Genomic DNA, 13358 nt, shown 5'->3' with positions numbered 1-13358 from the left:
CAATGAAATCACACTACCAATAATAATTAACCAGTAAGCTAACTTAGATACTTTATATTTAAGTAACATTAAACCCAATAAAGAAATTAGAAAACCTAAAAGAAATAGCGTAAAACATAGCTCTAATAAAGCATTATTGTCGTTAATATTAGCCATCATGCTAAGACACACTAATAAAGCAAGTATGTTTAAAACAAAACAGATCCCAATTGCCCGCATTGAAAATCTCCTCATAAAAACCACGATTATTCAGTCAACACGACACAACTGTCTATTTCCCAACTGAGGTACATATCATCGCCCCACGTCGGCATACCTTTACGATAGCGATGTTCATTTTGCAATTGTGCTATAACAATTTGCCCACTATGTAATTTCACATGATAAATTGAGAGATCGCCTAAATAAGCAATATCCACAACCTCACCAACAGCAAAATTATAACGATCTTCTGGAATTTCATCACATAAATGAATCTTTTCAGGTCTTAATGCGATCATAATAGGTACCCCTTCAACTGCAGGAGAATCATAATCGACTTTAATTGGATGTTTTAACATTGGACAGTTGATAAGTAAGCCATCTTCTAATGTCTCTTGTAACATACCTTCAAATATATTTACTGAACCTATAAATTCAGCACTATAGCGACTGTTAGGATGCTCATAAAGTTCCTCAGGTTCACCGATTTGAATAAATTGCCCTTTATTCATGATGGCAATCCGTCCCGCCATTGTCATAGCTTCTTCTTGATCATGGGTTACCATTACACAAGTAGCACCAACTTTTTCTAGAATAGATACTACTTCAAGCTGCATGCGATCACGTAGCTGCTTATCTAATGCTCCCATTGGTTCATCAAGTAGTAATAATTTTGGTCTTTTCGCCAAACTACGCGCTAATGCTATACGCTGCCTTTGCCCACCTGATAATTGATGAGGTTTACGTTTACCAAATTGTTCCATATGAACTAACGCTAACATCTCTTTTACACGCTGATGAATTTCTGCTGCAGATAATTTATCCTGCATTAAGCCAAATGCAATATTTTGTTCAACCGTCATATGAGGAAACAATGCATACGATTGGAACATCATATTTATTGGCCGATTATATGGTGGTACCGTTGATAAATCTTTGCCATCAAGAATAATTTGTCCTGATGTTGGCTGCTCAAAACCGGCTAACATTCTTAATAAAGTAGACTTACCACTACCTGAGGCACCTAATAAGGCAAAAATCTCACCTTCATAAATTGTTAAATTAATATCATCTACTGCATAATAATCGTCATTAAAAACTTTAGTTAAATTTTTAATTTCCAATAATGGTGTAACTAACTTCTTTTTTAGTTGAACCTGATTTGTTGTTGCATTATTCATCAATACTTTCCTCATAACAACAAGTCAAAAAAAACTAGACGGCAAAATCCTAAGAATCTACCGTCTATTACTCAAAAACAAACAACTTATTTACCAGTCTTAATTTTTGTCCATGTACGCGTAATTGTGCGTTCAAGTTTTGGATCTTGAACTTTCAAAGTAAAGAGGTTATTCATTACATCTGGTGATGGATAAACAGCAGGATCATTCTTTACTTCTGGTTTAACATATTTATCAAAAGCAACTTTATTGGCACTGGCAAAGTTAACATCATTGGTAACTTGAGCAGCAATTTCTGGCCTAAGAATAAAATTCAAGAATTTTAAGGCTTCATCAACATGTTCCGCATCTTTAGGAATAGCAAAGGTATCAAAGAAAACCAGTGCACCTTCTTTTGGGATTTCATAACCTACTCTTACGCCATTTTGTGCTTCATTTGCTCGATCGCGCGATTGTAAAATGTCACCAGACCAACCTAAAATTACACAAATATCACCATTTGCTAAATCATTAATATATTGTGATGAATGAAAATAACGAATATATGGTCTTACTTTTGATAATAAGTCATAAGCAGGTCCAGTATAATTTTTAGCATCAGGGCTGTTAGGATCTAACCCTAAATATTGTAATGCGCTAGCAAAAATCTCGGTTGGTGCATCCAGAAAAGCCACCCCACAGTCTTGCAATTTTTCCATATTTTCAGGTTTAAAAACGAGATCCCAGCTATTAACTGGTGCATCTTCACCCAAACGCGCTTTAACCATATCAATATTATAACCAATACCTGTAGTCATCCATACATAAGGAATAGCATATTTATTATCTGGATCATGTGTTTGCATCAGTTGCATTAGATTTGGGTCTAAATTATCCCAATTGGTTAATTTACTTTTATCCAGTGGTAGATAGATGTCTGATTGGATTTGTCTGGCTAGAAAACTGTCTGAAGGAGAAACAACATCATACCCTGAATGACCTGCCATGAGTTTTCCTTCTAATACCTCATTAGAATCAAACACACTATAATTGACTTTTATACTAGTGGCATGTTCAAAATCAGCAATCGTTGTTGAACCAATTTGCCCAGCCCAATTATAAAAATTAACGACACGATCTTCTGCGTTAGCATTATGAGTAAAACCTGCAGAAATACTTGCTACTAAGGTAAGAACTTTAATGAAAGATTTACTTTGAGATTTTTTATGTTGAGAAAACATGCGCACCACTCCCTTCGGGTAATAACATGCTAAACACTATGTTTATTAATCATATTAACAAACACCTAATTCACCTGAACCAAACAGGTCACAAACCAAGATAATTGTAGTCTCTACTAAATATTGATTAAATATTTACAATAGATTTACAACCTAGATTATGAGGACATAAAATACCTTAATTTCAATATAAGTTCATCTATTAATTTACAATAATGAAAATTTACCATACAATCGATTGTTTTTTACACATAATTAAACAATCAATTTACTATTTTACCAAAAATTAACATTACCTTCGTGATTCTAAAATTAATGGTAAATATTGAAGTGATTGCCCTTTAAACAACCATTATTGTCTAATGCATTTAATAATAAGTCGCATTGATCCAATTCAGCAATGACTTGTAGTGCCTCTTCTTCAAAACGAGAAAGCGATAAACAAAATTGATTAAATGTGATACCCTCAGAAATTGGCATCGAATAGGAAAATATTAATTTTGCACTTTCATCTTCTCGTAATTCCAAATAAACTTTAGCTAAAAAAGTCGAATTATTTATTTGACTCACTTCGCCAATTAGGGTTTGTAATGCTACCTGCTTAATTTGAGAATAAATTGAGATAGTTAGAATATCATCAAGAAGTATTATCGACGCATAAGAAATACCCTTCACTTTTTTTAAATAAACTAATTCAATGATATTACTGTCTTCTGATGGATGGTAAACCACTTTCAACTTATTGAGCCAAGCCGAAATAATCGTAAAATTAGGAACAATTAACATAATCTTTTCGCTTTCTAAAAGTCACACGTAAATCAATTATATGACTAATTATTGTATGTAATAATAGAATAACTACATTACTATCATGATAATAAACAATTAAAATAACAAAGTAATAATATTCATAAACCCGAAAATCCTGCCACATTAATTGAAAATATCGTTGATTAGACTAATAAAAAAACGCCTAAAATTATAGTGATTATCCAATATTTATACACCTTTTGACACAACCAATTTTGTGTTATCAACTACGTTTAGTAAAAAATATACTATAAAAATTTATCAAAAGTAACTGTATTTTATAATTAAATTTTGAGGTTAGTTTATTGATTCAAAAATTGCTTAGCCGGTTATTAATTGTTCATCCTTATTAGAATAACCATCATTAACTATTTCACTTTTTACTAAAGATGAGTATAGTAATTAGTATGTTGATAACATAAAGAGGTATTTAATGTACGTAGTCATTTTTGGTCGACCTGGTTGCCCTTATTGCGTGAGAGCTAAAGAATTGGCAGAAAAACTTTCCCAAGAACGTGATGACTTTTCATATCGTTATGTGGATATTCAAGCTGAAGGTATTACTAAAGAAGATTTATCAAAAAGCGTTGGTAAACCAGTTGAAACCGTTCCACAAATTTTTATTGATGAAAAACCAATTGGTGGTTGCACTGATTTTGAAGCTTATGCAAAAGAGCATTTGGATTTATTCAAAAATTAATAATTTAAGTTAGCTGTTTTACTTAGAAAAAGGGTATTTACATACCCTTTGCTATTTACCTGGTAGTTTTTTCCAAGTGACTTCGTTACGTAAATATGTTGCTTGTACTTCTTCTACAGCGGTTATATGGCCCTCTTTAAAGTGTTTTTCTGCAATAACAACCATATCTTGCGCTTCAGGCAAATAATGGTAGCTATCTTTTACATTGTCTAACATTGTTGAATATGTTTGCCATCCTGTTCCTGCTATAACAGGGTTTATTAATTGGCTATGACTAAGTTTATTGGCAACTTCTCCCGGTTTAATCACGCACTCATCAATCATTGCTTGCCAGTTCCCATTATCTAAATATTGATAGACACCTAAATACACTTCTGACATCCTCGCATCAATCGCCGATATCACATGTTTAGCCGCTGTTTTGCGATAGGCTCCTTGCGCTAAAGCCATTAAATTTGACACTCCGATTAATGGGCAATTAATTCCTAATGCCAAACCTTGTGCCACACCGATACCAATTCTCACTCCGGTAAAACTACCTGGCCCCTGACCAAACGCAATTGCATCAAGTTGAGCTAAACTACAATCGGACTGTCTTAAAATTTTGTCGATCATAGGAAGAATGTGTTTAGTATGATCACGTTGCGAAATAACAAGATTTTCACTAATTTGACCATTAAAAAGTAAACCAACAGAACACGCTTCTGTTGATGTATCAATTGCTAATATATTACAACTCATTGAATATCTCTTTTAAATGAAAGATTAATTAATTGGTTTATCTTTGGGGGATAATAAAAATTCAGTAACCCTTTGGATATCTCGTGTTCGTGGTGACGGTGGTAAACTATTAAGAAATATCGCACCATAGGAACGCATAACTAATCGATTGTCACAAATGACAATTGCTCCACGATCCTGATGATGACGTATTAGTCGACCTACGCCTTGTTTTAATGTAATCACCGCTTCTGGAATTTGTATTTCATTAAAAGGATTACCACCGCGCAATTGACAATCTTCAATTCTTGCCTTCATCAACGGATCATCTGGTGAAGCAAATGGCAGTTTATCAATTATAACACAGGATAAAATATCACCACGAACATCAACGCCTTCCCAAAAACTGCTGGTTGCAACTAATAAAGCATTACCCGATTCGATAAATTGTGCTAATAATTGCGTCTTACTAGTTTCACCTTGCACTAAAATAGGCAATGTTGTTTTTTCACGAAAAAGTTTTGCTAATTCATTCATCATCATATGCGAAGTGCATAAGAAAAAGCAACGCCCCTTATTCGCTTCTATCACCGGTAATAAAATATTCACTAATTTCTGAGCTACGTCTTTTTCGTTTGGCGAAGGAATATAACGTGGTACACAAAATAGTGTTTGATGAGTAAAATCAAAAGGACTTTCTAAAATCATTGAAGCTGATTCAGTCAATCCTAATCGTTGTGTAAAATAATCTAATTTGGAATTCACCGATAATGTCGCTGAGGTGAAAATCCAGCTACCATTGCGTTCATCCATTAAGTGCGCAAACTTATCTGCAACCGAAAGTGGGGTAAGTGCCAATGAAAAATGATTCCCCATACATTCATACCAATAACTAAACCCCGTAACATGAATACTCATCAAACGAGTAAGTAGTTGCTGATACTGATTAACTCTATCAAAACAATTATCTAATGTAGATGATCGTCCAATCGCCAATAATAAAACTTCATGACAAAAATTTAACGAGGCTTGTAAACATTCCACTTCCTGATTAACCGATGTATAAGTGAACAAATCTCTTAAATTTCCTTTATTACTCACATTGCCAATGGCGATACGTAAATCTTGGGTACATTTTTGTAATTTATCAGCACACTTTTGCAATTGAACTAGATCTTTCACTTCAGTTCGATAGCATAGAGCTATTTCTTTAGCTAAATCAATTAATTGTCGACTGGTCAGTTGTTGACCGAAATATTGACATGCTAAATCAGGTAGCTGGTGTGCTTCATCAAAGATAAAAACATCAGCCTTAGGAATTAACTCACCAAATCCCGTATTTTTTACAACAATATCGGCCAAGAATAGATGATGGTTAACCACAACAATATCGGCATTCAGTGCTTTTCGTCTGGCTTTGACTACATAACATTCATCAAAATTAGGGCAATCACTTCCTAAACAATTATCGTTGGTACTGGTTAAAATTGGCCAAATTGGATTACTTTCAGTAACAGTAGTACATTTACTGATATCGCCATCAGTAGTTTTAGTAGACCACTGTTTAACTCGTACTAAATCAGTCTGCATGGGTTTTGTTAGTTCACCTGGTGCGGTATTATGATGAATCAATCTTTCCAAACACAAATAATTTGCTCTACCTTTTAAAAGGGCTAATTTTCCCGTAAAACCAAGTGCTTTTTTTATAATGGGTATATCTTTAGAATAAAGTTGATCTTGAAGGTTTTTTGAACCAGTTGAAATAATCACTTTTTTATTACTGCGGAAAGCTGGCACAAGATAGGCGAACGTTTTTCCTGTACCTGTTCCCGCTTCAATAACCAAATTTTTATCGTCTACAATAGCCTGACTTATTTTAGCAGCCATTCTCTGTTGTGGTTCACGGGGAACAAAATCTTTAATCGTCTTAGCGAGTAAGCCATTCGGAGCAAAATCATCACACACTAATACATCAACCCTTTCAAAAAAATGGCACTATTATGCCTGATAAAAGCTAAAATAGAAAATTTCACTAACTTGGCCAATGATAACCGTTTTCATCATCATTGATAATCAATCGCTACCCTAAAATAAATGATTTTTAATTAGCTAGATATTCATTACTAAATAAATTGGATAAACTTTAACCTATTACATGGATATGAATAAACGATTAGTTAATTCATTGATTTTTTTATAATATATTTGAGGAATAGTTATTTATTCCTTTTTCATCATTTTGCCCAATCGTGCTATTGGGCTTTTTTATTTATTTAGATAGTTAATGTGATTTTATCTATTTGTCACTAGCTATATTGATAATGCTTATTTCTTTAAATTCATATAGAATGGCAATGATTTTTTTATTATAAGTTAGCATGTCTATTTTTCTAAGTGAATTTGATGAAAAAACTATTTATATTTCTTTTACTTAATGTTTTATTTTCTTCTTTAGTTGCCATTAAGTACTTTTTAGTACCGGGTATATCCTTGAATTGTATTAGCATTCTATTTGCTTTTTTTGCTGTACTCAGTCAAACTTTTATTTTTTATTTACTGCTATCAATTATTTGTTTTAGTTTACTTTTGTGTATAAGAAAAACTCCTCGATTTTTACACAATATATTACTTGCCGTGATCTTTGGCGCTACGCTAATTATGCTTTATATTGATACAGTTACATTTGAACAATACCGATTTCATATTAATCAATCAGTATTATCGTTAGTTTTATCAGGACAAGTTGTCGATTTTTCTATGGCTACCTGTCTTTTAATGTTTGTGCTAATTCTTTCGGTAATTTTAATTGAATACACAATATTATGTCTGATTGATCGTTATCTTAACAATCAAGCACTGCAAGCAAAAACCAAACGAAAATGGCTCAAAATCTCGTTAATTTTCTTCATTTTTAGCCTACTAATGAGTAATATTGTTTATATGATCTCAGCTTATTATGCCTATGCACCCATTGTGGTAATCAAAGAGTATATTCCTCATTATTATCCACTAACTTCAAAAAAAATAATGGGTATTTTTGATAAAGAAGGTTTACAAAAGAATATCCGCACTACCGTTAATTTTAAAAGTAATGTTATATACCCCAAACATTCACTTCAAATTGCATCAAATCCTAACCCAAAAAATATTATTTTTATCGTTTTAGATTCTTGGCGTTATGACACATTTAATCAAGAAAATACACCCAATACCTATAAATTTGTGCAACAACATGATGGTGTAATTTTTAATAATCATTACTCTACCGGTAATGCAACACGCACAGGTATTTTTGGGCTATTCTATGGTATTCCCGGTACTTACTGGCAAAGTTTTTTCAATAATAGTATTCCTTCATTATTTGTGACGACATTACAAAAAGAAAACTATAACATTGGTATCTTCTCTTCAGCAAAAATATCAGCACCTGAATTTGATAGAACAGCCTTTGTCAGTATAGAAAACTTACGCATTAATAGTGCTGGTAATAGTGCATCTGAAAGAGATGTAAATTTAACTAAAGATTGGTTAACCTGGTTTAATAGTCGTGATACATCACGTCCATCATTTTCATTCTTATTTTATGATCAACCCCATGGTTACGATTTTCTAAAAGATTTAGATTTGAAATATCAACCGATAAGTGATATTAACTATTTAAGTCTAAGTAATGATACTAACCCAGAACCCATATTCAATCGCTATAAAATGAGTGTTTATTCGGTCGATTATTTATTACAACAAGTTTACACTGAGTTAGAAAATTCAGGTACGCTTGATAATACCATTATTATTATCACTGGCGATCATTCTCAAGAAATGAATGATAATCATATGGGATTTTGGGGTCATAATGGTAATTATACCGATGCTCAAACTAAAGTTCCGTTTATTGTTATTGGTAGTAATGGCGAAGAGGCTTATCAACTTAACAAGAATGCCTTAGCAAATGTTTTAACAAGTCACGAAGATGTTGTACCATCTTTGATGAAGCATTATTTATCAGTGACGAATGATATTCAAGATTATTCAACAGGTTACGATTTATTTAGGCCTATTAGCAATCGCAATTGGCTATTGATGTCTAATTATAGTAGTTATGCTGTGCGCACACCGAAAAATATTTATCTAGTTAATAGTGTCGGTTTTAGTCATTATATGGATCAATATAACAAAACCGTGGATGATGTTCCTAATTACCAATATATTCATCAGGCTTTAAATAATATGAAATATTTTTATGAGCATTGATCGCTACCAACATATTTTATCAGGTCTTATTAAGCTATTTTTAATAAGACCAATTGTTATTTAATAATCAATTTGATATTAAATAGACCCTATTAACTAACATCACTAAAAAAATGGATTCTAATTATTCCGGTCAATTAAAAAATAAACGTGTTAAAATAATCATTAACAATAAATTTTTTTAACTTTGTAATTAATTATTTATGATTAAGTCGACTTCCTTAGAAAATTTTACTATTCATGCTAGTGATAATCAGTATGTCACTATGCTAAAACAATTTTTGTCCAAACAAATACCCTACCAAACTTTAACTGAAAAAAAAACACGTGCTGTTTGGTTAATTGAAGTTGATGGTAAAAAATATACGATAAAATGGGATAGTGAAAAAATTGCTCATTTTGATCAAAAAATCAAACTCTTTCTGCAAGGGTCATTTTATTTCAATCTTCAACAACGTATTGAAAAAGCAAAACAACAGGGTTGCAATCTGGTTGGCAGCATTTTTGTGGTCGCTCAGTATAGAACCCATAATATTTTAGAGACTTTTTTACTCAGTGAATATGTTGAAGGCAAACCAATTAAGGATTTTTGTGACGATTATTCACCTTTAACTATGAAAATAAAAACGGCAGTGAAACAATTACATCAATACGGATTAGCATCATGCGATTTGAATCCTTTTAATATTTTGCTGAATGAAAATAATGACATTAAATTTATTGATTTATCAGATAATGGTATGTTTTGTATTGCTAAAGCTAAAGATGCTCGTCATCTGAAACGTTATTATGATATTAATTTAAATGAAAAACCTGGGCTTTTATATCATTTTGTTGGATTAAGAGATAAATGGATTAAATTTTCCAGAAAGTTAAGAAATAAAAAATAGTTAACCATTTTATAGGATTCTTATTAGTTTAAAATTATGAAAAACATTATTTATCTCACACCAGAAAATTATATTGGCAAGGGGTTACATCGTAAATGTTATCGTCATCCCGAAGATCAAAATAAATGTATCAAAATTAATTATAATGCTGGTGCCGAAACAGAAACGAATCGCGAAGTAAAATACTATAATCATCTACTTAAACGCCATATTCGTTGGAACTGTTTATCAAAATACTATGGTCCAATTGACACCGATTTAGGTATTGGTCATGTTTATGACTTAATTCGTGACGATAATAATCAAATCTCCATCTCACTGGAAAATTGTCTAAAACAAGCATTAACCGATAAAGAGATAACTGATCTGGCTTTGGCATTAAATCATTTATATGATGCTCTTCAAAAAGATCGCATTATTACCATGACAATAAAAAGTAAAAATATCTTGTATCAAAAACGTCATATTGGTAATCGCTTGGTGATTATCGATAATATAGGTAACGCGCGACTCATAAAAATTGATAATTATTGTCGCTATTTTGCTAAACGTTCCATCGATAGAAAATGGCAACGTTTTATAGCAAGTATTAAAAAAGAAAACTCAACAGTCCTAGAAGCTTATTTTAAATTAGTGACTAAATAGATGGATTGTTACTAGAAAGATGAGTAAATCTATTTCTACTCATCTTTATTATTTATTTAAGGTTTTCTTAAACCAAGTTTAATTCTAATGTTTTTAAAAGTTTTTTTCAGATTTTTAATTGATATATAAATATAATAACCTAGATCTTGTTTGGTATTTTTTATACCTAAATATTTTTGTAATTCCATTCTATCTTTAGCCCGGCTGACACAAGTACATTTTTTACCCGAAAGATCGATTAATTTAATCCCATCTTTAGTTAACATCGTATTTTCCTTGTGTGGCGCGCCACTCACCATATCATAACTATGAATTTGCTCGATAACCTGAGTAATCTCTAACTTTAACTCATCGGAAATCGGTTCCAAATCACGAATTTGAATGCCATCAATATATTCCATTAAAATAATATGAACATAAGCATAATTACATATTTTTTTTTGTGCTAAAAGATAAATATCATTAATCATACTCGCACCATGAATAACTGCATTATTAGTACGATAAATTAAACTTTGATAAAAATCACGTTTAATTAAGGATTTCAAAATACGTTCAAATCGTTTGGTTTTTGGTACATAAAGCTTTAAAACCATTGGTCCTTTTTCAGTATCAATCAACCACACTTTGGTTTCATCTTCACTGCGTAATAATTTCTTTATATCCATACGATTTGATAAAAATTCATCTAATATTTTTTCATAAAAACTATCATTATCTTTAATAAAAACGGTCAGCTTCCCTATTTTCTTTTTAAAAATCATATTACCAAATTCCCGAGATGTTTCTAAAATTTCGCACTGTATTAACTGGTTGTTAATACTACTTAATTAATCATTATTTTTCCATGAAAAAACTATTTTATGAGATAAATATTTTTTTATTTCTAAATGTTATATTTTCACATATTGAATAATATTATCCACTGATATTATCATAATTATATGATAGTGATCAGATGTAATAGCATGCATGTGTTAAATATTCATTTAAACGTCACAAGTGATATTAGATATCGTTTGTATTAAATATAAATATTTAGTAGATCGCGTTATTGGTTTTAACAAAATGTCAAACATTTATATTTACGCTTCAGATAGTTGTTTTGCTCAAAAAGCTTATATGGAAAATTTTTTGTATAACGAACTGTTGTCGGGATAATTTGGTTTTGAAAACGTGTGTTGTCAGTTCGCATACCAAAATAAAGGTTGTAACTGCACAGCTCTAAACTAGAGAGACTCATTATTAAACAATAGACGAACAATATTCTATGCTGCCACTTAGTATTACAAAAAACATCGATTTAATAAAATGCTTAAGCTATCTGAGTAGAGTTCACACCAGACGATCATGTAAATGGTAAAATCTTAGCGATGACACTTTTGGAATATACCACAACACATGCTCTTCATCATCTAGCACAAACTACCACTGATATTATTCTGGCAAAAATTGCCTTAAATTATATTTTTTCCTACATTATGAATATTGATTTAATCGCTTATAGTTTTCATTACTCAATATTTGTTTAATCTAGCGCAATTATTGGCAATTTATGTGAAATTATGACCACAACCCATTGAATTATTTTTTAACAGAAGAAACAAAAAGAATTATAAAATCCATATCTGTAAGTGATAGGTCACTCGATGTGATTAATAAAAATACCTTATAACAAGTGACCCTTTTATTTATTATCGCTAATCCATTATTTAAAAATTTTATACCAATAATATTTAAAATAACTTAATAAGCCCGCCATTGGCTTTCTTTGGTGAAATTGATGTTTTGCACAATATCGCCACTGATTGGCATTCATAGCAACTAATAATGGATCATTTTGCCAAGGAGAATGCCTTTTCGCTTCTATAAAGTAATTTGCACATGGATACGCTGCAGCCCATGTATGCCAAGGTTTTGTTGGTCCGATATAATGAATAAATATGGTTGCATCATCAATCGGATTTGGGTAATAAGTCCCTTTTGCCGCTTTTAGCTCATAATTAATACTATATTGACGATTATAACGTTTATCTAAGAAATAGACTTGACCAACAATGATCATATTTAAGAGATCTTGATCTAAATAAGCTAATTTGCTTCTAATACTTTCTTGAGCTAAAAGTGCCATCGCTTTACCACTAACATCATCTTCTTGCCACTTTTTGATATTAATATAAAGAAAACCCGCATTAAAATAGCCCAATATCAAATTATCAATAGCTAAACGTTGCGCACACTTTTGCCACCATACAGATTCACCTTCAGTTACAGCCGCGGCTACATAATCATCAATATCAAGACTAATCAATTCTTCAAGTGAGCCCTTACAAATAATATCGGCATCAATATAAAGTAATCTATCGATAGTCGGGTATAAAATATCAGCGATGATAAAACGAAAATACGTAGCATAAGACCAATTTTTAGTACTTGGTAATTTTTTAAGCTCTTGGCAATTTACCAAATAAATTGAAATACTTGTCTGATATTGCTGGGCAAGTGCTTTAATTTTGGCTTTAAAATCATCATCCAAATAATCAGTAAAAATATGAAACTGAAATTTTTGGTTGTTATTATTTAGCAATATTGACGAAATCGATATTGCACAACCAAATAAAAAATTCTTGTCTATTCCGTAGGCAATATTAAACGAAGGATTTAAATCATCTTGATCATCGAAATAATTATAATTTAGTACATTAGAAATAACTTGGTCTTGATTAAAGTACATGTCGGT

The 13358-nt window shown here is 31.4% G+C and carries 11 protein-coding genes; 4 read left to right on the top strand and 7 right to left on the bottom strand.

Features of this window, described 5'->3' with window-relative positions; all coding sequences use genetic code 11:
- Positions 1 to 245: 245 nt before the first annotated feature.
- From potG to FcAc13_RS04460, 3 genes are all read right to left on the bottom strand, one after another.
- Complete coding sequence (gene potG, locus FcAc13_RS04470) at positions 246 to 1382, bottom strand: putrescine ABC transporter ATP-binding subunit PotG (protein WP_187755007.1); 1137 nt, start codon at positions 1380 to 1382, stop codon at positions 246 to 248.
- Positions 1383 to 1468: 86 nt separating this feature from the next.
- Positions 1469 to 2602 (bottom strand): extracellular solute-binding protein, encoded by a 1134-nt coding sequence (locus FcAc13_RS04465; protein ID WP_187755006.1) that lies wholly within the window; start codon positions 2600 to 2602, stop codon positions 1469 to 1471.
- A 312-nt stretch (positions 2603 to 2914) separates the two neighbouring features.
- Complete coding sequence (locus FcAc13_RS04460; RefSeq protein ID WP_187755005.1) at positions 2915 to 3388, bottom strand: YbjN domain-containing protein; 474 nt, start codon at positions 3386 to 3388, stop codon at positions 2915 to 2917.
- A 457-nt stretch (positions 3389 to 3845) separates the two neighbouring features.
- Here FcAc13_RS04460 and FcAc13_RS04455 point away from each other — a divergent pair, with 457 nt between their 5' ends.
- Entirely contained in the window at positions 3846 to 4112 is a 267-nt protein-coding gene (locus FcAc13_RS04455) for a GrxA family glutaredoxin (RefSeq protein WP_187755004.1), read from the top strand.
- Between the two features lie 51 nt (positions 4113 to 4163).
- On the opposite strand, the gene tsaB is transcribed toward FcAc13_RS04455, so the two are convergent.
- Both tsaB and yoaA read right to left on the bottom strand, forming a co-directional pair.
- Complete coding sequence (gene tsaB, locus FcAc13_RS04450; RefSeq protein ID WP_187755003.1) at positions 4164 to 4853, bottom strand: tRNA (adenosine(37)-N6)-threonylcarbamoyltransferase complex dimerization subunit type 1 TsaB; 690 nt, start codon at positions 4851 to 4853, stop codon at positions 4164 to 4166.
- A 24-nt stretch (positions 4854 to 4877) separates the two neighbouring features.
- Positions 4878 to 6797: a DNA repair helicase YoaA gene (yoaA, locus tag FcAc13_RS12375; RefSeq protein WP_187755002.1), complete on the bottom strand. Its 1920-nt coding sequence runs from the start codon at positions 6795 to 6797 to the stop codon at positions 4878 to 4880.
- A gap of 438 nt (positions 6798 to 7235) precedes the next feature.
- Between yoaA and FcAc13_RS04440 the strand changes: the two genes are divergently transcribed.
- The 3 genes from FcAc13_RS04440 (at position 7236) to FcAc13_RS04430 (ending at position 10618) form a co-directional block, all read left to right on the top strand.
- On the top strand, positions 7236 to 9083 hold the full coding sequence (locus FcAc13_RS04440) for a sulfatase-like hydrolase/transferase (protein ID WP_187755001.1): 1848 nt from the start codon (positions 7236 to 7238) through the stop codon (positions 9081 to 9083).
- Positions 9084 to 9286: 203 nt separating this feature from the next.
- Positions 9287 to 9973 (top strand): lipopolysaccharide core heptose(II) kinase RfaY, encoded by a 687-nt coding sequence (locus FcAc13_RS04435; protein ID WP_187755000.1) that lies wholly within the window; start codon positions 9287 to 9289, stop codon positions 9971 to 9973.
- A 36-nt stretch (positions 9974 to 10009) separates the two neighbouring features.
- The gene (locus FcAc13_RS04430; protein ID WP_187754999.1) at positions 10010 to 10618 is read left to right on the top strand and encodes a YrbL family protein; all 609 of its coding nucleotides are present in this window, start codon (positions 10010 to 10012) and stop codon (positions 10616 to 10618) included.
- A 56-nt stretch (positions 10619 to 10674) separates the two neighbouring features.
- Here the strand turns inward: FcAc13_RS04430 and rfaY are convergent, their stop codons facing one another.
- Entirely contained in the window at positions 10675 to 11382 is a 708-nt protein-coding gene (gene rfaY / locus FcAc13_RS04425) for a lipopolysaccharide core heptose(II) kinase RfaY (RefSeq protein WP_187754998.1), read from the bottom strand.
- Positions 11383 to 12326: 944 nt separating this feature from the next.
- Positions 12327 to 13352 carry a lipopolysaccharide 3-alpha-galactosyltransferase gene (gene waaO / locus FcAc13_RS04420; protein WP_187754997.1) on the bottom strand — a complete coding sequence of 342 codons (1026 nt, stop codon included), beginning with the start codon at positions 13350 to 13352 and terminating at the stop codon, positions 12327 to 12329.
- Positions 13353 to 13358 lie beyond the last annotated feature (6 nt).

This window comes from Frischella japonica (genome assembly GCF_014489845.1).
In the GTDB taxonomy this organism is placed as follows: domain Bacteria; phylum Pseudomonadota; class Gammaproteobacteria; order Enterobacterales; family Orbaceae; genus Frischella; species Frischella japonica.
Note: the sequence above shows the minus strand (reverse complement) of the source record. Positions and strands in the feature narration are given on the sequence as shown.

What these genes read in the sequence shown, in the direction of transcription:
- potG (WP_187755007.1), bottom strand. Translation starts at nt 1,382, where the DNA reads ATGAATAATGCAACAACAAATCAGGTTCAACTAAAAAAGAAGTTAGTT.
- FcAc13_RS04465 (WP_187755006.1), bottom strand. Translation starts at nt 2,602, where the DNA reads ATGTTTTCTCAACATAAAAAATCTCAAAGTAAATCTTTCATTAAAGTT.
- FcAc13_RS04460 (WP_187755005.1), bottom strand. Translation starts at nt 3,388, where the DNA reads ATGTTAATTGTTCCTAATTTTACGATTATTTCGGCTTGGCTCAATAAG.
- FcAc13_RS04455 (WP_187755004.1), top strand. Translation starts at nt 3,846, where the DNA reads ATGTACGTAGTCATTTTTGGTCGACCTGGTTGCCCTTATTGCGTGAGA.
- tsaB (WP_187755003.1), bottom strand. Translation starts at nt 4,853, where the DNA reads ATGAGTTGTAATATATTAGCAATTGATACATCAACAGAAGCGTGTTCT.
- FcAc13_RS04440 (WP_187755001.1), top strand. Translation starts at nt 7,236, where the DNA reads ATGAAAAAACTATTTATATTTCTTTTACTTAATGTTTTATTTTCTTCT.
- FcAc13_RS04435 (WP_187755000.1), top strand. Translation starts at nt 9,287, where the DNA reads ATGATTAAGTCGACTTCCTTAGAAAATTTTACTATTCATGCTAGTGAT.
- FcAc13_RS04430 (WP_187754999.1), top strand. Translation starts at nt 10,010, where the DNA reads ATGAAAAACATTATTTATCTCACACCAGAAAATTATATTGGCAAGGGG.
- rfaY (WP_187754998.1), bottom strand. Translation starts at nt 11,382, where the DNA reads ATGATTTTTAAAAAGAAAATAGGGAAGCTGACCGTTTTTATTAAAGAT.
- waaO (WP_187754997.1), bottom strand. Translation starts at nt 13,352, where the DNA reads ATGTACTTTAATCAAGACCAAGTTATTTCTAATGTACTAAATTATAAT.